Source organism: Nocardia arthritidis, from assembly GCF_011801145.1.
GTDB lineage: Bacteria > Actinomycetota > Actinomycetes > Mycobacteriales > Mycobacteriaceae > Nocardia > Nocardia arthritidis_A.
The window spans coordinates 396,199-422,803 of record NZ_CP046172.1; the positions used below are offsets into that span (position 1 = coordinate 396,199).

The window sequence follows — 26,605 nt, forward strand, 5'->3', positions numbered from 1 at the left end:
TGTCAGATGTCCGATGACCCGGTTCTTGCCGAAATGCTCGCCGCGCTCGACCGCAGCCCAGAGGTAGTTGCGCTGCGGATACGGGTGATCGAGCTGCTTGCCGAGCGCGCCCGCTACACCGAGGCGCTGGCCCAGTGCGCCACCGCGCTCGCCCAGGATCCGGGTAATGCCGGCGCGGTGGAATTGCTGCAGCGGTGCACCTCCGCGCTCGCGGGCGAAGCGCCGCGGCCGGAGGCCGTCGCGGAGGTGTCATCGGAGCGGCAGGCCCACGCCACCGGCGCGCCCGAATACGATTGGGCCGCGGCCGAAGACCAGGTCGGCGACATCATCGCGCCCGCATTCCTGAACGATGGCCCGGCCGAATTCGTCACCGAGCACGATGTCGACGCCATTTCCCGTCCGTCCGTTTCGCTCGCCGACGTCGGCGGTATGGCGGATGTGAAGCGCCAGCTGGAGCTGACGCTGCTCGGCCCGATGCGCAATCCCGAATTCGCCAAGGCCTTCGGCACTTCCGCGCGCGGCGGTCTGCTGCTGTACGGCCCGCCCGGCTGCGGCAAGACCTTCATCGCCGCCGCGGTGGCCGGTGAGCTCGGCGCCAACTTCTATCCCATCGAAATCGCCGACATCCTGGACATCTACCACGGCTCCGGCGAACGCAACCTGCACCAGGTTTTCGAACTGGCCCGCCGCAACGCGCCGTGCGTGCTGTTTCTCGACGAGGTCGACGCGCTCGGCTACAAGCGCAGCCAGATGTCGGGCAGTGCGTGGATGCGCAATGTGGTGAATCAGCTGTTGAACGAAATGGATTCGGCGACAAGCAGTAACGAGGGCGTCTACATTCTCGGCGCGACCAATCACCCGTGGGATCTCGATGTCGCGCTGCGCCGCCCCGGCCGCTTCGACCGGATGATCCTGGTGACGCTGCCGGATCCGGAGGCGCGCACCGCGATTCTGCGCTACCACCTGAAGGATCGCCCCGTCGCCGGTATCGATCTGCGCGCCATCGTCGCGCGCACCGATGGCTTCTCCGGTGCCGATCTGGCTCACATCTGTACCTCCGCAACGCAATTGGCGATGGCCGAGTCGATTCGCACCGGTTCGGTCCGTCCCATCTCGATGCGCGATATCGAGGCGGCGATGGCCGAGATCAAGCCGAGTGCGGGCGCGTGGTTCGAATCCGCCCGCAACGTGGTCGAATTCGCCAATAACGACGGCTCCTACGACGAGTTGGCAAAGTACATGCGCGCCAAGAAGTTCCGCTGATTTCGCGGCGATGAACGCACAGGTCGAGCGGGCGCGGACGCTCATCGAACTGAACCGGCCCGCGGCGGCCCGGGAACTGCTTGCCACGGTGCTCGCCGCAGAGCCGGACAATGCGGGGGCGCTGGCCGCGCTTGCGAGCGCCTGGTACCAGTCAGGCGATTACGGGCAGACGATCACCAGCTGCCGGTCGGCGTTGAGCGCGCTGCCGACCTACCAATACGCTTGGCGGCTCCTGGCTTTCGCGGAATTCCAGTTGTCGCTGCGGTCCGCCGACGATCGACGGGAACAGTCGAGCCGTCGGCGCAATGCGGTGGCGGCGGCGCGGCGCGCCGTCGAACTCGGCCCCGAGGATGCCGAGAATCTGCGCACGCTGGCGGTGGTCCAGCAGTTCGCCGATCCGCGCGAGGCGTTGACGTTGCTCGACGACGCAATGGAATTGGAGCCGGAAAACGCCGGTATCCACCTGCTGCGCGGTGCGATCCTGCGCAGGCAGACCTCCCGCCCGGATGCGCTCGCGCAGGCCGATACCGCGCTGCGCAAGGCGCTGGAGCTGGATCCGGAAAATGCCCGCGCCCGCTACAACCTGGCGCTGACCCAGCTGGCCTCCGGCCGGCGCAGGGCGGGCCGGGACGGGTTGCGCAAGGCGGCCGAGCTGGATCCGGAGCTGGCCGACGAGGTGCGGGCACAGCTGGCCGTCTCGACCCGGATCGGCCGGATGCGATCGTTCGTCCGGAACTATCCCGCGGCGTACGCGGCCGTCCGCGCCGCTCGGGCCGATCAGCCGAGCGTAATCCGCAGTGGCCCAAGGAAACCCACCGTCCGCCTGATCGCCGCGATGGTGGGGTTCGGCATAATCGCGCTCTCGCACTTCCTCGGCAATTCGGACCGCGACCGTACGCCCGCGCCGGTTATCCCGAATATCCCTACCTACCAACCCTTTTCGACGCCGAATCGCCTCGTCCCGCCCGCATGGCCGGTCCTGCCGTCGCAGTTTCCGACCCTGGCGCCGCCACGTCCGACGCGGTGACCCGCCTCACTTAGCTGGAATCTATCGTTTTCTTGACTTAATCCAGAAAAGTCGGCAAGCTCGTGTCATGCACACCGATCCCCGTGAATGGTTGCGGGCCGCGGGCCTGCGGGTCACCGCCCCGCGGGTCGCGGTGCTGCGTACGGTCGCGAAACGGCCGCACGCGGACGCCGACGAGATAGCCGCGTCCGTCCGCGCGGAGCTGGGTTCGGTCTCGACGCAGGCCGTCTACGACGTGTTGCACGCCTGCGTGCGGGCCGGAATCCTGCGCCGCATCGAGCCCGCGGGCTCGTCGGCCCGCTACGAGACCAGGACCGGGGACAACCATCACCATCTGGTGTGCCGTGGCTGCGGCGCCGTCGTCGACGTCGACTGCGTCGTCGGCGCGGCCCCGTGCCTGACGCCCGATGACGACCACGGGTACGTCATCGACGAGGCGGAAGTCGTTTTCTGGGGCAGCTGCCCACGGTGCCGTAACTCCGCGGAATAGCCGAAAGGGATTCCGCGACAACGGCATTCAACTCGACAATCCGGGATGAAACCAAGCCGAGGAGGCTTCGAGATGGCCAAGCCGACAACCACCAATTCCGGCGCTCCGGTGCCGAGCGACGGCGAATCGCTCACCGCGGGCACGCAGGGTCCGGTCCTGCTGCACGACTACTACCTGATCGAGAAGCTGGCCCAGTTCAACCGGGAGCGGGTGCCGGAGCGGATCGTGCACGCCAAGGGCGCGGGCGCATTCGGCGAACTGGTGGTGACCAGCGACGTCAGCCGATACACCAAGGCCAAGCTGTTCCAGCCGGGCGCGCGCACCGAATCGCTGATCCGGTTCTCGACCGTGGCCGGTGAGCTCGGCAGCCCCGACACCTGGCGCGATCCGCGCGGTTTCGCGGTCAAGTTCTACACCGAGGACGGCAATTACGACCTCGTCGGCAACAACACGCCGATCTTCTTCATCAAGGATGCGATCAAGTTCCCCGATTTCATCCGCTCACAGAAGCGCCTGCCCGGCAGCGGACTTCGGGACAACCACATGCAGTGGGATTTCTGGACGCTGAATCCCGAGACCGCGCATCAGGTCACCTGGCTGATGGGCGACCGGGGCATCCCGAAGACGTGGCGGCATATGAACGGCTACGGATCGCACACCTACCAGTGGATCAATGCCGCCGGCGAACGCTTCTGGGTGAAGTACCACTTCAAGTCCGATCAGGGCATCCAGCACCTGACCCAGGCGGAGGCCGACCGGCTGGCCGGCGCCGACGGCGATTTCCACCGCCGCGACCTGTGGGAGGCCATCGAGCGCGGCGACTTCCCGAGCTGGACCCTCTATGTGCAGGTCATGCCGGTCGCCGAGGCCGATGACTACCGATTCAACCCGTTCGACCTGACCAAGGTGTGGTCGCACCGCGACTATCCGCTGATCGAGGTCGGCAAGTACACGCTCAACCGCAACCCGGGCAACTACTTCGTCGAGATCGAGCAGGCCGCCTTCTCGCCAGCGAATATCGTTGCGGGCATTGGCTTTTCGCCGGACAAGATGCTGCTCGGCCGGGTATTCGCCTACCCGGACGCGCACCGCTACCGGATCGGCACCAATTACGCGCAGCTGCCGCCGAACCGGGCCAAGGCCGCGGAGGTGAACTCCTACTCCAAGGAGGGGGCGATGCGGTACGACTACAACGATCCGAGCGTCCCGGTGTACGCGCCCAACTCCTACGGCGGTCCGCATGCCGACCCGGCCGCGGCGACCGACGGCGGCGCCTGGGAGTTCGACCCGGCCATGGTGCGGGCGGGTTACCTCCAGCACGCCGAGGACGATGATTTCGGCCAGGCGGGCACCCTGGTGCGGGATGTGATGAACGACGAGGAGCGCGATCGCCTGGTGGGCAATATCGTCGGACATGTGCTCGGCGGGGTCGAGGAACCGGTGCTGAGCCGCGTCTTCGAATACTGGAAGAACGTGGATGCCGACCTCGGCAAGCGAGTCGAGGAAGGGGTGCGCGCCGGACGCGACGCCCGGGGCTGAGCGGCCTCGGACCATCGAGAGCGGGAGGTGTCTGCTGCGGCGGACGCCTCCCGTTCCGCATTTCTGGAGCTTGCTGGAGTTCGGCTACGACCTTGTGTAGTGGACCTGGCCGCCAACGGCCGAGTTCGGCGAATCGAGTTCGCTCAGAGCAGGCCCCACCAGTAGAACAGGCAGGCCAGCACCCAGACGACCACCGTCTCCATCGTTGCTCCCAATCTGCTTGGCGGGCTTACCTCCATCATCCCGCTAATCGCGGATCCGTGGTGCCGACCCCCAACTTTTCGATCTTGAACCGTACCTACCAGCGGGTTTTTCCATACAAGGTCTTTTTAAGGGCGCAGCAAGCCCCGACCGGCATTGTTTGAGTCAGCCGGAGCGGCGGTCGAACAAACTCCCTCCGGCGAACCAAGACCGTAGGACCTGGAAGGAGGCAACGACGATGATCGGCAATCCGGCAAAGGCGTGCGCCCGCACCGCTATCGCGGTGACCGGACGGGGCGCCTACTGAGACCACCACCGGGGGTGGGGATCTGGGCCCGGCCTGTCTACGAGGGGTGGCAGGCCGAGCTCAGGGGATGGCGCCGCCGGGTCGGTCCACGAGGGGTGACCGGCCCGGTCGGCAGTCACTACGGCGACACATCGACTGGCTCTTCCAGGAGCTGAGCAGCAAACGGTCGGTGCGAGAGACGATTCCGCGCACGGGGGTCAAATCCGGCTTACGGGAGTCGATTTCGCGTCGACGTCCGGCATTCGCGCCTGCCGACGGTAACCAAGCAGTGCTGACCGTATGTTCCCAGCGGTGCTCACATGGCCGGGCCGGTCCTCGGAGGGGAGGGACCGGCTCGGCCTAATATTTGTTTATTACCTTGTCCGACAATGGAATTCGGTGATGACGACATCGAGTCGAGTCTGCATTCCAAGATATCTCGGGGTTCGCCCTCACCGAAGTAGTTGTCGTCGTGCGCGGTCCAGCGGAATCCGGCTCGCCGGTAGATGTTCAGCGCGGCCTGGTTCGTCGGGCGCACGGTGATGAATACGCTGCGGACCGACATCGACCGGCATAGTCGTAATGCCTGCTGCACCAGGGCCGTACCGTAACCGTTACCGCAGCTGTCGGCCGTCACCGCCAAGCTCAGCAACCAGGCCCGGCGTTGCGCGGTGAGCGCGACCAGCACATGGCCCAGCAACCTCCCATCGACCTCGCAGACGAGCCAGTGCGCCCCGTGCAGATCGAATAACTGGCGCAGCGCGAAATACGGGTACGAATCGTCGCCGAAGCGTTCGTTCTCGATGGACGCCATCTGGCCGAGATCCGACAGTTCGGCAAGTCGGTATATGGCTGTAGGTGCCCTCGTCGCGGAATCCAATGTGCTCCCTCGCGCTGAGACGTGGCCTTATCCCAAGCGTAGGCGTCTGCCCCGGGAGGCAGTGGCCCGCGCCGCCCGTGGCAGCCCAACCCGAAGTAGTTTAAGCGCCGAACACCCGCCCGCGGTGCGGATGTCGCGGTTCGGTCATCCGATGGCTGTTCGTGTCAAATGTATTGCTACGTATTTGCTTCCGATTCGCGACTTTGTTTCGGTTCGCCTAATGCGCTGTGGGGTAGAGCAACTGGGGGCGCGCAAAGCAACATCGGTGGCAATCCGCCACGTCGACAGCCCCGGCGACTGACGTAGACAAAAGTATCCATTTGTCTTAGCGTCGGAACATGTCGCCTGATGAGTATCGCGGAGCTCCGGTGTTCGAGCTGTGCGGCGGTGCGACCTGGAAGTCGCCGTGGGCCATGTACGCGGCGCTGCGCGAGCATGATCCGGTCCATCACGTGGTTCCGAAAGATCAACCGGCACACGACTATTGGGTGCTAACGAGACATGAGCACGTCTACGCCGCGGCCCGCGACACCGAAACCTTCTCCTCCAGGGACGGTTTGACCGTCGAATACGGCGAGTTGGCACGGATCGGTCTCACCGACAATCCGCCGCTGGTGATGCAGGATCCACCGCAGCACACCGAATTTCGCAAACTGGTTGCCCGCGGGTTTACGCCGCGTCAAGTGCACGAGGTCGAGCCGGTGGTGCGCGCGTTCGTCCGCGCCCGGTTGGATCGGTTGGCCGCGGCGGGCGGCGGCGATATCGTCAGGGATCTGTTCAAACCACTGCCGAGCATGGTCGTCGCGCACTATCTCGGCGTGCCCGAGGCGGACCGGACCCGATTCGACGGTTGGACCGATGCGGTGGTCGCGGGCAGCGTCGAGCGCGGTGCCGCCGCGCAGGCCGCCTCCCTCGAAATGCTCGGCTATTTCGCCGAACTCGTGAAACGCAGGCGCACGGATCCGGGCGAGGACACCGTCTCGCTGCTGGTGCGCACCGGTTTGGCCGCCGACGACACCGATGTGCGTGGGCTGGTGCAAATCCTGGCCTACGCCTGGACCATGGTCGCCGGTGGCAACGACACCACCACCGGGCTACTCGGCGGCGCGGTGCAACTGCTGCAGCGGGATCCGGATCAGCGGGCCGCCCTGATCGCCGATCCGGCGCTGATGGGAACGGCCATCGAGGAATTCGCGCGGTTGACCGCACCGGTCCAGGGCCTGGCGCGGACCGTAACCCGCGATATCGAGTTGGCGGGCAAGACAATTCCAGCCGGCCGCAAGGTGCTGCTGGTGTACGGCTCGGCCAACCGCGACGAACGTGTATACGGCCCCGACGCCGCCGAACTCGACATCACCCGCGATCCACAGCGCATAGTCACCTTCGGCAATGGCTCGCACCACTGCCTCGGCGCGGCCGCCGCCCGCATGCAGGCCCGAGTCGCGTTGGAAGAATTGCTGACCCGTTTTCCGGACTACCAGGTCGACACCGAGGCAGTCGAATACGCGCCCGGTCCTTACGTCCGCCGTCCCACCGCCATCCCGTTCCGGTGCGCGGCATGACCGACTGGCTCACCGATACCCGCACCCGGGCGGCCACCGACCGCATCCTCGACGCCGTACGCACCCTCTCCATAGACCGCCCCGTCACCACTCTCGGCATGGCCGAAATAGCCGGGGCCGCAGGATGTTCCCGTGCAACTCTCTACCGCTACTTCGAAAACCGGCACGCGCTCTACGCCGCCTTCGCCGCCCGCGAAGCCCACGCGTTGGTCGAAAGGGTTTGGCGCAAAAGAACATTCGATCAGATCCTGGACGGCATACTCGAAACCATCGCCGAAGTCCGCGAAACCCCGCATCTGGCTCTCTGGTTCACCCCCGAAAACGCCGGAATTGTTGCCCAACTGTCGAATTCGCCCGAGATCATCGACAAGCTCGCGACCGCCTTCGTCGCAACCCTGCGCCCCGATCTCACCGACCTGCGGGCAAAGCGCCTCGGCCAATGGACCGTCCGCGCCGTCGTCTCGCTGCTGATCCTCCCGGCCGCCGACGAATCGGAGGAACGCGCTCTCCTGCACGACTTCCTGCTGCCCTTCCTTCAGGAGTAGCGGCCGGCGATCGCTGTGGCGCGGTCGTGTAACTCCGCGCGCAACCATTGCGGGGCAAGGACTTCCGCGCCCATGGCGAGTTGCCACAGCGCCCATATGGCATGCCTGCGATCTTGGAAGGTCAGCTCCAACCGCAGCCAGCCGTCCGCGTCGACCGCTTCGGCGCGGACCGCCAGCGCGGTGTCCACCAACTCCGCCCGCCGTGCCGGGTCCACCCGTGCCAGCACGGTGACCTGTGCGCCGCCGGTCCGAAACCGCCTGCTGCGCTCCTGCCAGGCCCGGTCCAGATCGACCCGGTCCGGCCGCTGTGCCGGTTCGTCGAGCGCTTCGGCGGCCAACATCCGCGACAGCCGGTAGGTGCGGTCCGCGCCGGACCTCGTGGCCAGCAGGTAGCCCTGGCCGCGCGCGGTGACCAGGCCGATCGGGTCCACCGTCCGCCACTGCGGGGCCTGATCCGCCGCCGCGTAGTGGATACGCAGCTTGTGTCCGGCGAACACCGCGCGCCGTACCTCGGCCACCACGGTGTCGGGCGCCTCTTCGGCGACCAGTCGGCGCGCGAGGAGATCGGTTTCCGGTTCGATGAGGAATCGCTGTGCAGACCCGGTAGCGGCGGCCTGATGGCCTTCGGGTAGCGCGTCGACCACCTTGCGCATGGCCGAGGTGAGCGCCGAGCCGAGGCCGAATGCCTGTGCGCCGGAACGTGATCCGGCGACCAGCAGGGCGAGTGCCTCGTCGTGGTTCAGTCCGGTCAGCTCGGTCCGGAAACCGGGCAGCAGTGCGAAACCACCGTGTCTACCGCGTTCGGCGTAGACCGGGACGCCTGCCGCGGACAGTGCCTCGATATCGCGAAGCACCGTGCGGGTGGATACCTCCAGTTCGCGGGCCAGCGCGGCCGCGGACAGCCGGCCGTGCCGGCGCAGCAGCAGCACCAGCGAGACCAGCCGGTCGGCGCGCATACGGAAACCTTCGCGGAAATACACGACACAGGGTGTCGTGATTCGTTGGGAGCCTTACCAGTATGACGAACACGACAGTGGCCACCGAGCCGAACGATTTGGGCAGATTTTTCATCGAGCGCGCCAACGCGGGCGATGTCGACGGGCTGGTGGCGTTGTACGAGCCGAATGCCGTGCTGGCATTCCCGCCGGGCAATCTCGCGACCGGACATGCGGAGATCCGCAAGGTGTACGAGGAGTTCGTCGCGGCCGCGCCGACGCTCGCGCCGGGTACGCAGCACCCCGCGTTGGTGAGCGGTGACCTGGCGCTCACGGTGTGCGCGCTGCCCAATGAGACGACCGTCGAGATCGCCCGTCGGCAGCCGGACGGTTCGTGGCTGTGGGTGGTGGACCAGCCCGGACTCGCTTAGCCCAAATCGCCTCTGCGGCGCGAAGTTCCGCGAATCCCTCGAAAGAAGAACGGCCTTTGATCCGGTTTCCCGGGCCAAAGGCCGTTTTCGTGTCTCAACCACACGAGTCGGGGTGACAGGATTTGAACCTGCGACCTCTTCGTCCCGAACGAAGCGCGCTACCAAGCTGCGCCACACCCCGTGAAGCGAACCTGGAGTAGCTTACAACAGGGCGGGCGGGATCGTTAAACCGGCTGGTCAGATTATGTTTTGTGGGGACGGATGCTGGTGAAGATGCGCTTGGCGGTTTCGGCGTCGATGGCGTTGGGGACGCCGGTGTCGGCCGCGATCACCATGACGAAATTGCCATCCTCCTCCTCGCTGGGCATGGCGAAGGTGTAGATCGAGTACTGCCTGGCGCAGCCGGGTTTGGGCTGGCTGACGCTGCCCCTGGTTTCCACGAAGGTGCCGTGCTGCAGTCCGTCCAGTGAGGCGAGCGGTTGTGGCGCGCCGGCTTTGCCGCCGGACGGGTCGGCGTAGGCGGCGCGGGCCGACTTGGCGCCGAAATCCGTTGCGACCCTTACGCTGTCCTTGTCGTCGGATCCGGTGAGCAGCGAGATGGTCCGGGACGAGCCCGGGCAGTAGCCCTTGCCGTCCACCGCGTATCCCTTGCCGATGATGCCGTCGGGCGGCCCGCCGAGGGCGCCCTGTGCGCTGATCGCCCAGCCGGACGGCACGTCGTACGCCGCGCCGACATCGGGCGCGTCGACCACCTGGAATCCGGGCACCACCGGGGCCATATTGCCGGCGGCCGCGCTCGGGCTCGGCTTCGCGGTCGGACTCTTGGTGGGTGCTCCCGGGCTGGTCGTGAGCGCGCTCACCAGCGATTCCGTAGTTCCCGTACTTTTGGCGTCCGAATCCGGCGATCCGGAACTCAACGCGAGTGTGACGGCCACCACCAGCGCGATCACCACTAGGAGGCCGATTCCGACGCCCAGCAGCAGCTTTCCGCGATTACCCGGCGGCTGCCCACCGGGAGGCGTCGACCCGAACCGCCCGGCGGCGGGGAATTGCTGCGGGTTCCCGAACTGGGGCGCGTTCCCCACCTGGGATGCGTTGCCGTACAGCGGATCGGCGCCGCTGGGGTATTGCGTCACCCCGCCGGACTGCCAGGATGTCCCGGCCTGGTGCTGCCCCCACCCGGCGCTCGCCTGCGGCGAACTGGCCGGTGGTGCCGTGCCGCCCGGCGTCTGCCACGGCGAATCGGACTGCGCCGCAGCGGTACCGGGTGCCTGCCACGGCGAATCGGGCTGCGCCGTCGGCGTACCGGATGTCGGCCTCGGTGAATCTGGTTGCGCCGCAGGGGCGCTGGGTGCCTGCCACGGCGAATTGGATTGCGCGGACTGACCGTTCGGCGCCTGCCAGGGCGTCGGGGCCGCCTTCGACGGCGTGCCGAAAGTCGATGGCCACTGCGGTGTCCCGCTCGGCTGCTCGGTGACTCCGTGTGGGGTCATGGTGCCGATCGGTCGCGTCAACTGTTCGGTGCGGCCATGCGAACTCACCTGTTGCGGTGCGCTATCCGATTTGCCGCCTGTCGCGTCCGATGGTTCATCGATCGAGAAAGGCTTGTCACCGTATTCGGTACGCACCGTTAGTTCCGAATCATCCTGCTGCGGGGCAGGTTTCGGCGATTCTTCCGGCTCGGCGGCCGCCGGGCGCCGGTGGATCGTCTCGGTCGGTGCCGTGGCGCTGTCGGGCCGCCGCAATTGCTCGGTCGGCTTCGTCGAATCGGCCGAGGCCGAATCCGATTCCGCCGAAGGAGTTTCCATCTCCTCCGCGAGGTGCGGCCGGAACCGCCTCGGCGGGCGACCGAACGGTGCCCACTCTTTGTTGGCCCTGGGCAATGCGGCCGCGCCCGCGCCGCTCCTCGGTAGCGAGAACGGGTCGGACTGTCCGGAGAACTCCGCGCCGGGCCGCCGTGACGGCGCCCGGGGTGAGCCGCCGTGCCGCCCATCGGAGCTCGATTGTTCCGGGGTAGCCGTTTGCCCTGACTCGGAGACCGGGTCGGAGCCGCTTAGTCGTTGTGAGCCTGCCGGCTCGGATTGTGCCGCCTCGGAAGACGGCCGCGGATCTGGGGACGGTGCACCGGTCTGTCCGAGAACGGCCGGCTCGTCGCGCCCATCGTCGAAACCACTACTCAATGTTCCAATTCCCTGCCTGATACACCTTTCGGCAGGGACACTAGCGGGCGACCGCCTCCGATGCAGACACACCCTGGCCGGTATCGCTGGCGGGTCGCCTCGGCGGGGCCGCGACCAGGGTCAACAGCGTGGCCTCCGGACGGCAGCAGAACCGGTAGGGCGCCCATGGCGAGGTGCCGATACCTGCGGAAACGTGCAATTGAGTGTGCGCGCCCCACCGTGAAGGGCCCTTAACGCGAGACCGATCGATGCCGCAGTTGGTGACGAGCGCGCCGTAACCGGGCAGCACCAGCTGACCACCGTGGGTATGACCGGCCAGCACCAGGTCGTACCCGTCCTCGGCGAACCGATCGAGCACCCGCGGCTCCGGCGAATGGGTCAGGCCGAGACGCAGCTGCGCGAGCGGGTTCGGCGCGCCCGCGACGGTGTCGTAGCGATCACGCTGCAAATGCGGATCGTCGACGCCCGCGGTCGCGATGCGGATACCGGCCACCTCGAGATCGCGGCGCACATGGGTCAGATCCAGCCAGCCGCGTTCGGTGAAGGCCGCGCGCAGATCCTTCCAGGGCAGCGGCGCGCCATACACCCTGCGGTGGTTCTTTTTGAAGTACTTCAGCGGGTTCTTGGGCACCGGCGCGAAGTAGTCATTACTGCCGAAAACGAAAAGGCCCGGGCGGGAAAGCAATCCGCCGAGGGCCTGAACCACCGCTGGCACCGACTTCTGATGCGACAGGTTGTCGCCGGTGTTCACCACCAGATCCGGTTCGAGCCGGTCCAGTTCGCGCAGCCACTGCTGCTTGAGTTTCTGGCCGGGCATCATGTGCAGATCGCTCAGGTGCAGCACCCGTAGGCTCGACGAACCCGGTGGCAGCACCGGCATGGTGGTCTCGCGGAGCACGAAAGCATTGCGCTCGATCAGCGATGCGTAGCCGATGCCGGCCGCCGCGGCCCCGGCGGCACCCAATGCGGTCGTCCGTACGGCGGAGGTCGAGATTACGGGCATTTGCCCAGCATAGGTGACCCCGCTCCGGAACGCTGAGTGTGTTTCCGCACAGAGGACTTGACGCGAGGTGTGTTTCCGCACTCCAACCGTTGCGACGGGATGGTGCCGCGGGCAAATGTGGTGGGCCTGTCGCCGTGCAGCGGCTACCGTGTGCCACATGCCGGAACTCAAATCGCAGCTGCGGACGGATATGACCGCCGCGATGAAAGCCAAGGACACGCTGCGCCTTTCCACGTTGCGGATGCTGCTCGCGGCCATCCAGACCGCGGAGGTCGCCGGACCGCAGGCGCGCGAGCTGTCCGATGCGGAGGTGATCGCTGTCCTGCAGAAGGAGGCGAAGAAGCGCGCCGAGTCGGCCGAGGTGTACACCCAGGCCGGCCGCGGTGAGCTGGCCGCGAACGAGCACGCCGAGGCCCGCATCATCGACGAGTACCTGCCGACCCAGCTGTCCGATGCCGAGGTCGCCGACCTCGCCGACACCGCCATCGCACAGGTTGCCGAGGAAATCGGCGAACGTCCGACCATGCGGCAGATGGGGCAGGTGATGAAGATCGCCAGCGCCCTCGCCGCGGGCAAGGCCGACGGTTCCCGGATCTCGGCCGCGGTGAAGTCGAGGCTGTAGCCGTCCCGCACGAAAAACACCGCCGACCCGGATATTTCGGGTCGGCGGTGTTCGTTCAGCGGCCGGGTATGCCCGGAATCGGAATCGGGATCGGGATCGGTGGCAGCCGCGGCGGCGCGGGTACGCCCGGAATCGGGATCCCCGGCGGACCGGGCGGCGGTGCATCGTGTTTGGTGCCGTCGCTGATGTAGATGGTGATCACCGATCCGGGTATCGCCGATCCGTTCGGCGCGGTGCCCATGACCGTGCCCTTCGGCTGTGAACCCGAGCCGGTCACCGGTGAAACCTGGAAGCCGGCCCGCACCAGCGCGGCCGTCGCCTCGCCCTGCGTCAGCCCGGTGACATCGGGCACCTGCGCGTTATTCGAACCGCGCACATACTTTTCGTCCATCGGCGGCAGCGCGGGCGGCGGGAATTTGCCCAATGTCGGCTTGATCGCGTTGAACCAGGTCCTGGCCGGTTCATTACCACCGAACAGGTTGCCGCCGCCGCAGTTGCGCAGCGGGAACGAGCAGATCTCGCCCGGAGTCGGGCTGTCGCCGTAGATGTAGGTGGCCGCCGCCAGCGAGTTGGTGAAGCCGAGGAAGGCCGAGGACCGGTGGGTCTCGGTGGTTCCGGTCTTCGCCGAAAGCGGCAGCGTCCAGCCGGTCGCCTGCGCGGAACCGGCCGCGGTACCGCTGATCGAGTCGTGGCTCAGCGCGTTGGCGAGCGTATTGGCCAGACCCGGATCGACCACCTGCTCGCAGGCCTGCTGGGTGAGCGGCACCGGCTTGCCGCTGCGGTCGAGCACCTCCTTGATCGGCGACGGCGGGCACCACTTGCCCGCGGAGCCGAGGGTGGCCGCGACATTCGACAGCTCCAGCGGATTGATCGCGACCGGGCCCAGGGTGAACGAGCCGAGGTTCTGATCCTTGAACATGTCGGCCAGGCTCTGGTTGCCGTGTCCGGAGGAGCCCGCCTCGGCGTAGGCGCGCATGCCGAGGCGCACCGCCATATCGACGGCGGGCGCGACGCCCACCGCCTGAATCAGCTTGACGAACGCGGTGTTCGGCGAGGTGGCCAGCGCCTCGGTCACCGACATCGGCGACTTGTAGTTGCCCGCGTTCACCACGCAGTAGGTCGCGGGCGGGCAGCCCGCGGCGCCGCCGTTACCCATGCCCTTGGCCTCGAACCGGCCCGGCACGTCGAGCTGGGCATTGATGCCGAGGCCCTTCTCCATGGCCGCGGCGGTGGTGAAGATCTTGAAAATCGAGCCCGCGCCGTCACCGACCATCGAATACGGTTGCGGCTGCACGGTTTCGTTGGCGTCGCGATTGAGGCCGTAGGTGCGGCTGCTCGCCATCGCGACCACCGCATGCGAATCCTGGCCCGGCGCGACCACCGACATCACCTCGGCGATGTTGTCCAGATTCGGATTCGCGGCATCGGTCACCGCCTTCTTGGTGGCGTCCTGCACCTGCGGATCGAGCGTGGTGCGGATCAGGTAGCCGCCCTTGTTGATCTGATCCTTGCTGATACCCGCGTTGGCCAGATATTGCAGCGCATAGTCACAGAAGAAGCCGCGGTCATTGGCCGCGATGCAGCCCTGCGGTAGGCCTTTCGGCTGCGGCAGCACACCGAGCGGCTCGGCCTTCGCCTTGCGGAATTCCTCGGCCCGGCTCGGAATGTTCTGAATCATGGTGTCCAACACCGTGTTCCGCCGGATCAGCACACCCTCGGGATTGGTGTACGGGTTCAGCTTGGACGAACTCTGCACCATGCCCGCCAGCATCGCGGCCTGAGTGATGTTCAGATTCGCCGCATCGACCCCGAAGTAGGTCTGCGCCGCGTCCTGGATGCCATAGGACTGATTGCCGAACGGAACCAGATTCAGGTACCTGGTGAGGATTTCGTCCTTGGTCAGCTCGCGGTCCAGGGTGAGCGCCATCCGGATCTCCCGGATCTTGCGGGCCGGGGTGGTCTCGATCGCCGCGCGGCGCTCGGCATCGGTCTTCGCGACGACCAACAACTGGTAGTTCTTCACATACTGCTGATCGAGCGTCGACGCGCCCTGCTGCACCTCACCGCTGGAGGTGTTGGTCAGGAAGGCGCGCAGCGTGCCCTGCCAGTCGACGCCCGCGTGCTCGGTGAACCGACGGTCCTCGATCGAAATGATCGCCAACTTCATGTCATTGGAGATCTTGTCGCTGGGAACCTCGAAGCGGCGCTGCTCGTACAGCCAGGCGATCGGGTTACCCGCTGCGTCCACCATCGTGGAGACGGCGGGCACAGTACCCTCCACCAACTCCGCGGAGACATTGTCGACGGCATCGGCTGCCCGGTTGGACACAAACCCGAAACCGCCTGCGAGCGGGAACAACAGCCCGGCGACGAGCACGGCGGCCAGTGCGCAACTGCCGGCCAGCTTCGCGAGCGTATGTGTGATCGGCACGTCGCCCAGCCTAATGGGCTCTATCTGATGGCCGCGTGTCGGCGGCGTGGGTCGCGCGCGTTGGTGTGGTCCGGTGTCCTCGGGCTTGCGGTGTGGTCGCGTCGACGGATGCGTCGCGATGCTCAGGTGAGTGCGGGGTGTGTGCTGGCCGTGGCTTCCGCATGCGTGGTGTGGTGCTTGCTGAGTGGTCCTCACCAACTCGCTAGGTGCGCTCGTGCTCGCGGAGAGTGGTTCGGGTGGCTCGTACCTATGCGGGGTGGAGTTCCGCGGGGGTGATGGCGGCAGGGCGGGCGCGCGGCTGGGGAGTGGGGTGGTTCGTGATCGCGGTTGTGGTGGCGCACAGGGCATTGCTGTCGGGCATTGGGTTTGTTCCAGCGAATGGGCGTGTCGCGCAACCTTGTTTGGCGTGTCGCGGAAACGGCGCTCGGTGTGTCGCGCGGACCGCCCAGTTCGCCCGTGATTTTGGAGGGACGGTCGTACCAAAAAATCCGGGGACGGTCTTGCGCGACCGCCATACCTTTACCTAGATTGAGAACCCAGTGTGATAGAGCTAACACTCAAAGTGGAATGTGGTGCGGCTCGCAGCGGGGAATGGGTTGCTGCGCACCGCACGTGATTCTGGAGCGCCGTTGACCCGGTGTTCGGACTGCAAAGGGGCACACCAAATGCACATGACAACCCCCATCGCTCGATTGGACGTGGAGCAGGCCGAAGCAAGGATTGCCTGGGTAGCCCAGGCTCGATGCAAGGAAGTGGATCCCGATCAACTGTTCGTTCGCGGCGCCGCGCAGCGCAAGGCGGCGACGATCTGCAGGCACTGCCCGGTGTTGATGCAGTGTGGTGCGGACGCCCTCGACAACCGGGTGGAGTTCGGAGTGTGGGGCGGCATGACCGAGCGGCAGCGGCGTGCGCTGCTCAAGCAGCACCCGGAGGTGACATCCTGGGCCGATTTCTTCCAGGCCCAGCGGCAGCATCAGGTGGCGATGTAAGAAGTCCGGCAGCCCGTGGAAACTGAGCCCGCAGTGCGGGCTCAGTTCCGTTTGCGGACAGTTACTTCCAGATGGATCCGGTATCTAGCCGGCAGCGGTGAGCTGATCGCCCACCGCACGCAGCGCCGTGAGATCGGAGACCTCGAACGGCAGCGCGGTCACCGCCACCAGCGGCACCCGCGGATGCGCACCGGTGAACCGGTGCAGCAGATGCTGTTCCCGTTTGGCGGTGGCCATCCGATGGGCGTGCACCTGAAGCACCGCGGCGGTGAGCGGATTCGTCTCCGCCAGTTGGTCGGACCCGGTCAGCGCGCGATCCGTCGACAGCGGGCACAGCGCCGGGTGGGTCCGGTTCAGCACCAGCCCGGCCAGCGGCATGCGTTCGGTGGAGAGCCGGTCGACGAAGAATGACGCCTCACGTAGCGCGTCCGGTTCCGGCGCGGCGACCACCAGGAAGTGGGTGCCCGGTTTGGACAGCATCGCGTAGGTCCGGTCGGCCCGGTCCTGGAATCCGCCGAACAGTGAATCGAGCGACTGCAGGAAGTTCGACGCGTCCTTGAGCATCTGCCCCCCGACGATGGTGGACACACCGCGCACCGCAAGGCTCATCGCGCCGGTGACCAACCGGGTGACGCCGCGGCCCGGCGCCATGATGACCCGGATCATCCTGCCGTTCAAGAAGTTTCCGAGCCGCTTCGGCGCGTCGAGGAAGTCGAGCGCATTGCGCGACGGCGGGGTGTCGACCACGATCAGGTCCCACTCCTTGCGCGCCGCGAGCTGACCCAGCTTCTCCATCGCCATGTACTCCTGCGTGCCGCCGAAGGAGGATGCGACAGTTTGATAAAAGGGGTTGGCGAAGATCTGCTCCGCCTTCTCCGGGCTGGTGTGCTCGAGCACCATATCGTCGAAGGTGCGGCGCATATTGAGCATCATCGCGAACAGCTCACCCTTGGCCTCCGGCCCGAGCGCCACCCGCTGCGGCGTATTTCCGAGATCCGCGACGCCGAGTGACTGGGCCAGTCGCCGTGCCGGGTCGATGGTGAGCACCACCACCTTGCGGCCCATCTCCGCGGCGCGCAGGGCGATGGCCGCCGCGGTGGTCGTCTTGCCGACGCCGCCCGAACCGCAGCACACGATCACCCGCGCGGAACGGTCGGCGATGATCTTCGAAATGTCCAGCGGGGCAGCCGTTATCGGAATGGGGCCGCTCATCGTACTCCCTGCTTGCTCAGATGTTCGGCCAGCTCGTACAGCCCGCCGAGATCCATTCCGTCCGGCAGTGCGGGCAGATACATCCGCGCCACATCGACCTTGGCCAGCTCCGCCGCGCTCTCGTCCTGGGCCCGCAGGGTGGCGGAATGTTCGACGGCTTCGGTGATCAAACCCTCGAATTCGTTGTCCGGCAATGTGATTCCCGCCTCGGCCAGTCCGGCGCGAATGGCTTCGCGATCAATGTCACCATTGGCGGCGCGATTGCGCACCGCCGGTGGGAGATATCCCTCACCGGCCCGGTTGACGATCACCGTGCCGATGCGCAGATCGGCGGCGGCCAATTCGGCGACGGCGTCGGCGGTTTCCTGCACCGGCAGCGCCTCCAGCAGCGTGACCAGGTGGATCATCGTCTTATCCGAGTGCAGCAGCGTCGAAACCCCTTCGGCCTGAGCGGCGATCGGGCCGCCCTTGGCCACCTCGGCCATGGCCTTGGTGACATCGAGGAAGCTGGCGATGCGTCCGGTCGGCGGTGCGTCGACGACGATTTCGTCGTAGACGAGCTTGCCCGCCTTGTCGGTGCGTACCGCGCACTCCTTGACCTTGCCGGTCAGGATGACGTCGCGCAGGCCGGGCGCGATGGTGGTGACGAATTCGATGGCGCCCATCCGGCGCATCGCCCGGCCCGCGAAGCCGAGGTTGTAGAACATATCGAGGTATTCGAGGAAGGCGTGCTCGATATCGAGCGCCAGCGCGACCACCTCACCGCCGCCGTCGGCGGTGGCGATCCGGGTCTCGGTGGGCGGCAGCGGCGGCAGGTCGAACAGCTGGGCAATCGACTGCCTGCTCTCCACCTCGACCAGCAGCACCCGGCGCCCGCCCGCGGCCAGCGCCAGCGCGAGCGCCGCGGCGACCGTCGACTTACCGGTGCCCCCCTTGCCCGAAACATAGTGCAGGCGGGCCTTTTCCGCGCGTTGCGGCCACCCGGTCTCCAAGCCGGGTTCCGCCGAAACCGGCTCTGCTGTTGGTGCTCCCACGTCCGCGAGCCTATAACTCGTTCTGGGATCGTGCCCGAGGGATAGGGGTTCTCGCAGGTCGTGTGTACCAGACAGTGAGGATCTGCTGGTCAATCGGTCGGTGGAATCCGCGACAACTACGCTCCACTCCATGAGTGATGTGACCCAGTGGGAGTACGCGACCGTTCCGCTGCTGACGCATGCGACCAAGCAGATCCTGGACCAGTGGGGCGGCGATGGCTGGGAGTTGGTGACCGTGCTGCCCGGTCCGACCGGCGAACAGCATGTCGCCTACCTCAAGCGCGCCAAGTAGGAGGCGATTTCGATGACCGAATGGAAGAGCAATCTAGAACGACTCGGTGTGACGATCCCGCCGGTGGCCGCGCCCGCGGGCGCGTACGCACCCGCGGTGCGCACCGGCTCGTACGTCTACACCTCCGGCCAGCTGCCGTTCGTCGACGGTCAGCTGACCGTCACCGGCAAGGTCGGCGCCGAGGTCTCGCCGGAGCAGGCGAAGGAGGCCGCCCGCATCTGCGCGCTCAACGCGCTGGCCGCCGTGCACGACCTGGTCGGGCTCGACGCAGTGGTGCGGATCGTGAAGGTGGTCGGATTCGTGGCCTCCGCACCGGGTTTCAACAATCAGCCGATCGTGATCAACGGCGCGTCCGAATTCCTGGGTGAGGTCTTCGGCGAGGACGGCGTGCACGCCAGGTCCGCCGTCGGTGTCGCGGAGCTGCCGCGCAACACCCCGGTCGAGGTGGAGCTCATCGCCGAGGTGCGCTGAGTCCGGCGTTCGCGGCCCGGTCCGCCGGGCCGCGAATCGCTCGAGGTAAACGGTTGTCAGCCGTCGGGATCGCGGTGGATGGTTGGCACATTCAGATCTTCGACAACAGGACGATGGCATGGCACTGGAACATCCCGCGTACGGCCAACTGCGGCAGGTAACCCCGACGGCGTCGGTGCTGCTCGCCGAGAACCCGGGCCAGATGACCCTGGAGGGCACCAACACCTGGATCCTGCGCGCGCCGGACAGTTCGGATCATGTGGTCATCGATCCGGGTCCGAAGGACAAGGCGCACATCGAGAACATCGCCAGGGTCACCGGCGGCAATATCGCGCTCACCCTGATCACGCACCGGCACGGCGACCACACCGGCGGTATCGATCGGCTGGTCAAGCTGACCGGCACCCCGGTTCGCGCGAAAACCGCGGAATTCCTGCGTGATTCGGCCGCCCCGCTGACCGACGACGAGGTGATCGAGGCGGCGGGCCTGCGCATCACCGCGGTGCACACCCCGGGCCACACGGCCGATTCGGTGAGCTTCGTCCTCGACGACGCCGTGCTCACCGGTGACACCATCCTCGGTTTCGGCACCACGGTGCTCGATTCCAGCGACGGCACCCTGGCCGACTACCTGAACTCGCTCGATCGGCTGCTCGCGGTGGGCGAGGGCAAGGCGCTGCTGCCCGCGCACGGTCCGGACCATCCCGACCTCGGGCCGGTCGCCCGGTACTACATCGCGCACCGGCAGGAACGGTTGCAGCAGGTGCGTGACGCACTGGCGGTACTCGGCGAGGACGCGAGCGCGATGGCGGTGGTCCGCAAGGTCTATGCCGATGTGGACAAGCGGCTGTGGCTCGCGGCGCGCAGTTCGGTGCAGGCGCAGCTGGAGTATCTGCGGCAGGAGCGCGCGGCGCGGAACTGACCGGCACACGAAAACCCGCCGGGCTCAATGGAGCGGCGCGAGCCCAGCGGGTTGCTCTGTGTTCAGGACAGCTTCGGCGTTGCTTACCGGGCGCGACGAGCCAGGCGCTCGGAATCGGAGATCAGCACGCTCTTGCCCTCCAGCCGCAGCCAACCGCGATGCGCGAAATCGGCGAGCGCCTTGTTCACGGTTTCGCGGGAGGCGCCGACCAGCTGGGCGATCTCCTCCTGGGTGAGGTCGTGGGTGACGCGCAGCGCGCCCGCCTCCTGCGTGCCGAAGCGCTGCGCGAGCTGCAGCAATGCCTTGGCGACCCGGCCGGGGACGTCGGTGAAGATCAGGTCGGCCAGGTTGTTGTTGGTCCGGCGCAGCCTCCGGGCGAGGACGCGGAGCAATTGCTCGGCGATCTCGGGCCGCTGGTCGATCCACGACTTGAGCGCGTCGCGATCCATCGTGACCGCACGCACCTCGGTGACCGTGGTCGCGGTGGAGGTGCGCGGGCCGGGATCGAAGATCGACAGCTCACCGAACATGTCCGAGGGACCCATGATGGTCAGCAGGTTCTCCCGGCCGTCGGGGGAGCGCCGACCGATCTTCACCTTGCCCGAGGTGATGATGTACAGCCGGTCGCCGGGCTCACCCTCGTTGAAGATGACATGCCCGCGCGGGAAATCCACGGGCTGCAGCTGTTTGGCGAGAGCCGCCACCGCGGTGGGCTCGACGCCTTGGAAGATGCCTGCTCTGGCGAGGGCCTCGTCCACGAATGTGCTCCTTATGGGATATGGCTCTGTCCTGGGCCGAAGCGACTCGGCCGACAGTGCAGTCTACGCGGCATAGTGATCGCATAGTGACAGACACCACGTAAAGAGTGGATTGCGTGGCGCAGCGGTAAACCCTAGCAGCGTCTGCTTTGCGGCGCTTACGGGCCCTGCGTGCTTACCTGCCCCGCAACTTGTGTATCTGATTCGCGACGTTTCCCAGGGGTTGTTTCCCGGGCTGGACGGGCGCGTCGCGGAATCAGCTGGCGCGAGCTACATCGAGCTCCTCGGCCCGGGCCCGGCGCCGTCGCATCCTGGCGACCGCTGCGGGCAATCCGAGCTTGGTCAGTTCTTTCACCTCTGCGTTGCTTGCCTTGTCCAGGTACTGCTGAACCTCTTCGTCGGGTTCGAGAAGTTTGCGGAGCCGATTCTCGACCCGCTCCATACCCAGTGCGAACAGCATCAACAACACTGGGAAGAGCACCACAGCGAGTCCTTGCATGTCGAGCAGTAAACACGGTCTAGGTCTCAGATGGAACACGGCAGCGGAACTGGGAGGGCAACGCCGGGCCATGGTTCCGTATGGTGGACGCGTGCGTGTCTCCCCCTCCACAGACGCCTTGACCGGCTCTTTGCCCGCCGCCGAGGCGACCGATGCGCAGTCCGCCGCGCCGGTGCCGCGCAAGCGGAAAACGCGGGCGCGACAGGCCGAAACGCGGTTGGGTCTGGTCCGCCGGGCGCGTCGGATGTACCGGTCGATGACCGAAGAGTTCCCGGATGCCCACTGTGAGCTGGATTTCACCACCCCGCTCGAATTGGCCGTCGCGACAATCCTTTCCGCCCAATGCACGGATGAACGCGTGAATCTCACCACGCCCGCGCTGTTCGCGAAATATCGTGATGCCCGTGCATATGCCGAGGCGAACCGCGCCGAGCTGGAGGAATACATCAGGCCGACCGGCTTTTTCCGCAACAAGGCCAGCGCGCTCATCGGGCTCGGTCAGGCGCTGCTGGAACGGCACGACGGTGAATTGCCTCACACCCTCGACGAATTGGTGAAGCTGCCCGGCATCGGCCGCAAGACTGCCAACGTCATCCTCGGCAATGCCTTCGGGGTGCCGGGAATCACGGTCGACACCCATTTCGGTCGCCTGGTGCGCCGCTGGCAGTGGACCGCCGAGGAAGACCCGGTGAAGGTCGAACACGCCATCGGTGAGCTCATCGAGCGCAAGGAATGGACGATGCTGTCCCATCGGGTGATTTTCCACGGGCGCCGGGTTTGCCATGCCCGCAAGCCGGCCTGTGGCGCCTGCCTGCTCGCCGCCGACTGTCCGTCGTACGGCGCCGGGCCGACCGATCCGGATGTCGCCGCCAAATTGATCAAGGGTCCCGAGGCGGAGCATCTGCTCGAGCTGGTGAGCCGGTGAAAGATTTTCCGGTGGCGTGGCGGTGGACGCTGGCGGTGTTGATCGCCGTTGTCGCGCTCGCTGTCGCGGTGTGGCCGCGGGCTTCCCGCGACACCGCCGCTACCGGAGCGGTCGCCCCGGTGCCCGCCCCGCGAATCGACGAATCCGACCGCGCCGCGGCGCAATTGGCGCGATGCCCGGAACCCGCGCCCGGCGTCACCGGGGGCGGCCCGCTGGCCGGTATCACGCTCGACTGCCTGGCCGACGGCCGGCCGGTCCCGCTGGCCGCCGCCCTGGCCGGCAAACCGGCGTTGCTGAACCTGTGGGCCTACTGGTGCGCGCCGTGTCGGGGGGAGTTGCCGGATCTCGCCGCGTACGCGCAACGCGCGGGCGGCGCGGTGACGGTGCTGACCGTGCATTCGGATCCCGATGCGGCGAAGGCGCTCGCCATGCTCACCGACCTGAACGGTGACCTGAGCGCCAAAGGCCGTGCGCAGGTTCATTTTCCCGGGGTCGAGGATCCCGGGGGGAAGGTGCGCGCCGCCATCGGTGCGCCGAACGTGCTGCCGGTCACCGTGCTGCTGCGGCCGGACGGATCCGTCGCCCGAACCGTGGTTCGGCCCTTCACCGGGGTCGACGACATCGCGGCCACCGTCGCCAACGACCTAGGGGTGGCGGCATGATGACGGCGGATCGTTCGGCAATGGAGGTGACCGCATGACAATCCCTGTGCCACAGGATATTCCGGTGTGGCTGCGGGCTGCCGTCGAATCACCGGAAGCCGACCCGAACGACACGCTCTCGCTGGCCCGAGCCCTGCGCAGGGCGGTGACCATCACCGGAACGCCGCGGCAGGCGGCGGTGCTCGTGCTCTTCGGCGGCGCGGCGAACGGCGACCCGAGCGGCCCCGGTGGACTACCCGCCGACGCGGATGTCCTACTGACGCAACGGGCTTCGTCGCTGCGCCAGCACCGCGGCCAGGTCGCGTTCCCGGGCGGCGCGGTGGATCCGGGCGATACCGGTCCGATCGACACCGCCCTGCGCGAGGCGTGGGAGGAGACCGGGCTGCTCCGCGACGGCGTCGAACCCCTTGCGGTGCTACCGAAATTGTTCGTGCCGCCATCCCGGTTCGATGTGACCCCGGTGGTCGCCTACTGGCGCACCCCGAGCGAGGTGCGCGTGGTCGACCAGAGCGAGACCGAACGAGTGGTTCGCGTGCCGCTCACCGAATTGCTCGATCCGGCAAACAGATTCATGGTGCGCGGCAGCATGGGCTACCAGAGCCCGGCGTTCCAGGTGGACGGCATGCTGGTGTGGGGCCTCACCGGTGGCATACTGGCCGGCATCGCCAAAACCGCTGGCTGGGAACAAGATTGGGACCGCGCCGACGTTCGTGACCTGGAATCCGCGCTGGCCGCGGTTGGGATGACATTATGAGCAATTCGGCCTGGCTCGACATCGGTGTCGTCGTGGTCGCCCTGATCTTCGCCTCCACCGGCTGGCGGCACGGCGCCGTCGCCTCCGCGCTGTCCTTCCTCGGCGTCGTCCTCGGCGCGGTGGCGGGCATCCTGATCGCACCGCACATCCTCATCCACGTGGACAAGGGCCGCGTCTTCATCGGATTCCTGCTGATCGTCGCGCTGGTGGTGGTCGGCGAGATCGCGGGTATGGTGCTCGGCCGGGCCGCCCGCGGCGGGTTGCGACATCCGTTCACCCGCGCCGTCGACAGCGTGCTCGGCGCGCTGCTGCAGGGCGTCGCGGTGCTGGTCGCGGCGTGGCTGCTCGCGTTGCCGCTGGCCTCCTCCGCGCAGCCGTCGATCGCGTCGGCGATCAACGGGTCGAAGGTGCTCGCCGACGTCAACGATGTCGCGCCGAATTGGCTGCGGCATGTTCCGAACGAATTCTCCAAGCTGCTCAACACCTCCGGCCTGCCGGAGGTCATCGCGCCGTTCGGCCACGCCCCGATAGCGGATGCCGCACCGCCGGATCCGGCGCTGAAGGACAGCCCGGTGCCCCTGCAGTTGCAGCGCAGCGTGGTGCGCATCCATGGTGTCGCACCGAGTTGCCAACGCGCGCTGGAGGGTTCCGGCTTCGTCATCGCGCCGGAGCGGGTGATGACCAACGCACACGTCGTCGCGGGGACCACACAGCTCAAGGTGGACATCCCCGGGCGTCAGCTGCAGGCGACCGTCGTATTGTTCGACCCGTCGACCGACGTTGCGGTGCTTGCCATTCCGGGGCTTACGGCCCCGGTGATCCCGCTGGGCGATCACGCGCGCGCCGGTGACAGCGCGATCGTGCTCGGCTATCCGGGCGGCGGCCAGTACACCGCCAGCCCCTCCCGCATCCGGGACGTCATCCCGCTGACCGGGCCGAACATCTATCGGAACGGCACAGTCGAGCGCGAGGTCTACACCATCCGCGGCCTGGTGCGGGCGGGCAATTCCGGTGGGCCGCTGGTGGATACCGAGGGCCGAGTGCTCGGCGTCGTCTTCGGTGCCGCGGTAACCGACGAGGAAACGGGCTATGTGCTCACGCTCAACGAGGTGCAGAAGCAGATCGACGCGGCGCCTGGCTCGACAGCGCCGGTCGACACCGGCGCCTGCGTGCTGAGCTGAAACTGCTCCTGGCCCGGCCGTATGGTCAGGCCAGGAGTTTGGCCAGTTCCGCGGTCACCTCGTCCGGATTTTCCTGATGCGCGAAATGCCCCGCGCCGGCGATGGTCGCCATCCGCCGGTTCGGCGAGAGCTGATGACCGCGCCGGAAGGTGGCGGGCAGCAGATACGGATCCGTCTCGCCGCGCAGCGCGAGCACCGGAATATCGATCGGCTCTCGCATGGTCGCCATGAACCGCCGACCGTCCGGCCGCCACTGGCTGCGGAAGGCCCACCGCTGATATTCCAGCGCACAGTGGGCCGCGCCGGGGATCTGGATGGCCGAGCGCATTCGCCGTGCGGTGTCGACGAATTCGGCGGTGCCGGACCAGGCCGGGCTCACCCGCAGCCGCAGCAGCCGCTCGACCTCGTAGCCGTCGCCCTTGGTCAGCAGCTGCTCCGGGTAGCGGGGCAGCTGATAGCGCAGGAAGTTCGGCAGCCAGGCCCGGCGCTGGTCGCGGTCGCGCAGCACCGCGCTCTTCAGCGCGGCCGGATGGGGCGAGCTCACCAGCGCGATGGCGCGCACCAGGCGCGGATGCAGTACCGCGGTGGTCCAGCACACCAGTCCGCCGTCGGCGTGCCCGATCAGCGTGGCCTCGGTATGGCCGAGTGCCCGAACGAGTCCGGCGATATCGCCGGCCAGCGTCCAGCCGTCGTAGCCGCGCGGTGGTTTATCCGTGTCGCCGTAGCCGCGCAGATCCACCGCGACCGCGCGGTAGCCCGCGGCGGCCAGTCCGGTCAGCTGATGCCGCCACGACCACCAGAAGTCGGCGAAGCCGTGCAGCAGCACCACCAGTCGCGTCCGCGCCAATTCGGCTTCGCCGAGCCCGGATTCGGCCTCGACCACATGGAATCGGATGCCGTTCGCATGTACGTCTCGATGTGTCCACGGGCCGTCGTAGCGGACGCTGGACGGATCGGGAGCGAAGTTCACCGACACGATTGTCCGCCTTGCCGTGTCGCGTGACTCAGGAAGCCGGCTTGTCGAGCGAAAGCTGTTCCTCGTGCGCGCCTGCGCCGAGGCCGTGCGGCAGCACCGTGCGCGCTTCCTTCAGCGAGTCGATGGTCTTCTGCGGGGCCCGCAGCTTGCGCACCTTGAGGTAGCCGAGCCAGCCGAACAGGCCGGCGCCGACCAGCATCAGCAGGAAGACGATGCCGAACGCCGCCCAGCGGTACAGCCAGACGTCGAGCAGTTCGGCGAGGAAGAAGAAGAAAAAGAACAGGCTGAACAGCAGGATGGTGAGCGCGGTGATGAAGTAGACGCTGCCCTGCAGGCCCTTCTTTATCTCCGCGGTGACCTCGGCCTTGGCGAGTTCGACCTCGGCGCGCACCAGGGTCGACATCTGTTCGGTGGCGTCGCGGACCAGGCTGCCGAAGCTGGCTGAGCCATTCGGGTTGGCATCGGAAAGCGGGATGGAGGTCACCGTGTGGCCGCGCCCGGCGTCGTTTCCGTTACCGCCCTGGTTGAAACTCAC

At 67.0% G+C, this 26,605-nt stretch carries 27 protein-coding genes and 1 tRNA gene; 16 read left to right on the plus strand and 12 right to left on the minus strand.

Features of this window, described 5'->3' with window-relative positions; all coding sequences use genetic code 11:
* Positions 1–6 precede the first annotated feature (6 nt).
* From F5544_RS01835 to F5544_RS01850, 4 genes are all read left to right on the plus strand, one after another.
* Entirely contained in the window at positions 7–1,263 is a 1,257-nt protein-coding gene (locus tag F5544_RS01835) for an ATP-binding protein (protein WP_167471557.1), read from the plus strand.
* 10 nt (positions 1,264–1,273) lie between these two features.
* Positions 1,274–2,290 (plus strand): tetratricopeptide repeat protein, encoded by a 1,017-nt coding sequence (locus F5544_RS01840; protein ID WP_167471558.1) that lies wholly within the window; start codon positions 1,274–1,276, stop codon positions 2,288–2,290.
* 67 nt (positions 2,291–2,357) lie between these two features.
* A complete protein-coding gene (locus tag F5544_RS01845) occupies positions 2,358–2,780 on the plus strand; it encodes a Fur family transcriptional regulator (RefSeq protein WP_167471559.1) in 423 nt (140 codons plus the stop codon).
* A gap of 72 nt (positions 2,781–2,852) precedes the next feature.
* A complete protein-coding gene (locus tag F5544_RS01850; protein ID WP_167471560.1) occupies positions 2,853–4,319 on the plus strand; it encodes a catalase in 1,467 nt (488 codons plus the stop codon).
* An 803-nt stretch (positions 4,320–5,122) separates the two neighbouring features.
* Here F5544_RS01850 and F5544_RS01855 read toward each other — a convergent pair.
* Positions 5,123–5,620 carry a GNAT family N-acetyltransferase gene (locus F5544_RS01855; RefSeq protein WP_167471561.1) on the minus strand — a complete coding sequence of 166 codons (498 nt, stop codon included), beginning with the start codon at positions 5,618–5,620 and terminating at the stop codon, positions 5,123–5,125.
* Between the two features lie 404 nt (positions 5,621–6,024).
* Between F5544_RS01855 and F5544_RS01860 the strand changes: the two genes are divergently transcribed.
* Both F5544_RS01860 and F5544_RS01865 read left to right on the plus strand, forming a co-directional pair.
* Entirely contained in the window at positions 6,025–7,248 is a 1,224-nt protein-coding gene (locus F5544_RS01860) for a cytochrome P450 (protein WP_167471562.1), read from the plus strand.
* Positions 7,245–7,793 carry a TetR/AcrR family transcriptional regulator gene (locus F5544_RS01865; RefSeq protein WP_167471563.1) on the plus strand — a complete coding sequence of 183 codons (549 nt, stop codon included), beginning with the start codon at positions 7,245–7,247 and terminating at the stop codon, positions 7,791–7,793. The genes F5544_RS01860 and F5544_RS01865 overlap by 4 nt, the downstream gene beginning before the upstream one ends.
* Here F5544_RS01865 and F5544_RS01870 read toward each other — a convergent pair.
* On the minus strand, positions 7,784–8,749 hold the full coding sequence (locus tag F5544_RS01870; RefSeq protein ID WP_167471564.1) for a helix-turn-helix transcriptional regulator: 966 nt from the start codon (positions 8,747–8,749) through the stop codon (positions 7,784–7,786). The genes F5544_RS01865 and F5544_RS01870 overlap by 10 nt on opposite strands.
* A gap of 62 nt (positions 8,750–8,811) precedes the next feature.
* Here F5544_RS01870 and F5544_RS01875 point away from each other — a divergent pair, with 62 nt between their 5' ends.
* Positions 8,812–9,159, plus strand: a complete 348-nt coding sequence (locus tag F5544_RS01875) for a YybH family protein (RefSeq protein WP_203217483.1) — start codon at positions 8,812–8,814, stop codon at positions 9,157–9,159.
* Positions 9,160–9,266: 107 nt separating this feature from the next.
* On the opposite strand, the gene F5544_RS01880 is transcribed toward F5544_RS01875, so the two are convergent.
* The 3 genes from F5544_RS01880 to F5544_RS01890 form a co-directional block, all read right to left on the minus strand.
* A tRNA-Pro gene (locus F5544_RS01880) sits at positions 9,267–9,340 on the minus strand.
* 61 nt (positions 9,341–9,401) lie between these two features.
* Entirely contained in the window at positions 9,402–10,967 is a 1,566-nt protein-coding gene (locus F5544_RS01885) for a hypothetical protein (RefSeq protein ID WP_167471565.1), read from the minus strand.
* 412 nt (positions 10,968–11,379) lie between these two features.
* Positions 11,380–12,342, minus strand: coding sequence for a metallophosphoesterase (locus F5544_RS01890; RefSeq protein ID WP_167471566.1), 963 nt, complete (start codon positions 12,340–12,342; stop codon positions 11,380–11,382).
* 157 nt (positions 12,343–12,499) lie between these two features.
* Between F5544_RS01890 and F5544_RS01895 the strand changes: the two genes are divergently transcribed.
* Complete coding sequence (locus F5544_RS01895; protein ID WP_167471567.1) at positions 12,500–12,964, plus strand: GatB/YqeY domain-containing protein; 465 nt, start codon at positions 12,500–12,502, stop codon at positions 12,962–12,964.
* Between the two features lie 55 nt (positions 12,965–13,019).
* On the opposite strand, the gene F5544_RS01900 is transcribed toward F5544_RS01895, so the two are convergent.
* Positions 13,020–15,395, minus strand: coding sequence for a penicillin-binding protein (locus tag F5544_RS01900; RefSeq protein ID WP_167471568.1), 2,376 nt, complete (start codon positions 15,393–15,395; stop codon positions 13,020–13,022).
* Between the two features lie 665 nt (positions 15,396–16,060).
* Between F5544_RS01900 and F5544_RS01905 the strand changes: the two genes are divergently transcribed.
* The gene (locus F5544_RS01905; RefSeq protein WP_014981178.1) at positions 16,061–16,384 is read left to right on the plus strand and encodes a WhiB family transcriptional regulator; all 324 of its coding nucleotides are present in this window, start codon (positions 16,061–16,063) and stop codon (positions 16,382–16,384) included.
* Between the two features lie 84 nt (positions 16,385–16,468).
* On the opposite strand, the gene F5544_RS01910 is transcribed toward F5544_RS01905, so the two are convergent.
* Both F5544_RS01910 and F5544_RS01915 read right to left on the minus strand, forming a co-directional pair.
* Positions 16,469–17,596: an ArsA family ATPase gene (locus F5544_RS01910; RefSeq protein WP_167471569.1), complete on the minus strand. Its 1,128-nt coding sequence runs from the start codon at positions 17,594–17,596 to the stop codon at positions 16,469–16,471.
* Positions 17,593–18,630, minus strand: coding sequence for an ArsA-related P-loop ATPase (locus F5544_RS01915; protein WP_174867244.1), 1,038 nt, complete (start codon positions 18,628–18,630; stop codon positions 17,593–17,595). Before F5544_RS01915 ends, F5544_RS01910 begins: the two co-directional genes overlap by 4 nt.
* 130 nt (positions 18,631–18,760) lie before the next feature.
* Between F5544_RS01915 and F5544_RS01920 the strand changes: the two genes are divergently transcribed.
* The 3 genes from F5544_RS01920 to F5544_RS01930 all read left to right on the plus strand — a co-directional run bounded on the left by F5544_RS01920 (position 18,761) and on the right by F5544_RS01930 (position 20,315).
* Positions 18,761–18,922 carry a DUF4177 domain-containing protein gene (locus F5544_RS01920; RefSeq protein WP_167471570.1) on the plus strand — a complete coding sequence of 54 codons (162 nt, stop codon included), beginning with the start codon at positions 18,761–18,763 and terminating at the stop codon, positions 18,920–18,922.
* A gap of 12 nt (positions 18,923–18,934) precedes the next feature.
* Positions 18,935–19,393 (plus strand): RidA family protein, encoded by a 459-nt coding sequence (locus F5544_RS01925; protein ID WP_167471571.1) that lies wholly within the window; start codon positions 18,935–18,937, stop codon positions 19,391–19,393.
* Between the two features lie 118 nt (positions 19,394–19,511).
* Positions 19,512–20,315 (plus strand): MBL fold metallo-hydrolase, encoded by an 804-nt coding sequence (locus F5544_RS01930; protein ID WP_167471572.1) that lies wholly within the window; start codon positions 19,512–19,514, stop codon positions 20,313–20,315.
* An 83-nt stretch (positions 20,316–20,398) separates the two neighbouring features.
* Here F5544_RS01930 and F5544_RS01935 read toward each other — a convergent pair whose 3' ends face one another.
* Positions 20,399–21,073, minus strand: a complete 675-nt coding sequence (locus F5544_RS01935) for a Crp/Fnr family transcriptional regulator (protein ID WP_011206875.1) — start codon at positions 21,071–21,073, stop codon at positions 20,399–20,401.
* A gap of 256 nt (positions 21,074–21,329) precedes the next feature.
* Positions 21,330–21,557: a hypothetical protein gene (locus tag F5544_RS01940; protein WP_167471573.1), complete on the minus strand. Its 228-nt coding sequence runs from the start codon at positions 21,555–21,557 to the stop codon at positions 21,330–21,332.
* A gap of 106 nt (positions 21,558–21,663) precedes the next feature.
* Between F5544_RS01940 and nth the strand changes: the two genes are divergently transcribed.
* Genes nth through F5544_RS01960 form a run of 4 tightly spaced genes read left to right on the plus strand, consistent with a single transcriptional unit; the run spans position 21,664 to position 25,094 of the window.
* Positions 21,664–22,497 carry an endonuclease III gene (nth, locus tag F5544_RS01945; protein ID WP_238847042.1) on the plus strand — a complete coding sequence of 278 codons (834 nt, stop codon included), beginning with the start codon at positions 21,664–21,666 and terminating at the stop codon, positions 22,495–22,497.
* Entirely contained in the window at positions 22,494–23,159 is a 666-nt protein-coding gene (locus F5544_RS01950; RefSeq protein ID WP_167471575.1) for a TlpA family protein disulfide reductase, read from the plus strand. The genes nth and F5544_RS01950 overlap by 4 nt, the downstream gene beginning before the upstream one ends.
* 34 nt (positions 23,160–23,193) lie before the next feature.
* A complete protein-coding gene (locus F5544_RS01955) occupies positions 23,194–23,913 on the plus strand; it encodes an NUDIX hydrolase (protein ID WP_167471576.1) in 720 nt (239 codons plus the stop codon).
* Positions 23,910–25,094: a MarP family serine protease gene (locus F5544_RS01960; protein ID WP_167471577.1), complete on the plus strand. Its 1,185-nt coding sequence runs from the start codon at positions 23,910–23,912 to the stop codon at positions 25,092–25,094. Before F5544_RS01955 ends, F5544_RS01960 begins: the two co-directional genes overlap by 4 nt.
* A 25-nt stretch (positions 25,095–25,119) precedes the next feature.
* Here the strand turns inward: F5544_RS01960 and F5544_RS01965 are convergent, their stop codons facing one another.
* Positions 25,120–26,070, minus strand: coding sequence for an alpha/beta fold hydrolase (locus F5544_RS01965; protein WP_167471578.1), 951 nt, complete (start codon positions 26,068–26,070; stop codon positions 25,120–25,122).
* 28 nt (positions 26,071–26,098) lie between these two features.
* Positions 26,099–26,605: a phage holin family protein gene (locus tag F5544_RS01970; RefSeq protein ID WP_167471579.1), complete on the minus strand. Its 507-nt coding sequence runs from the start codon at positions 26,603–26,605 to the stop codon at positions 26,099–26,101.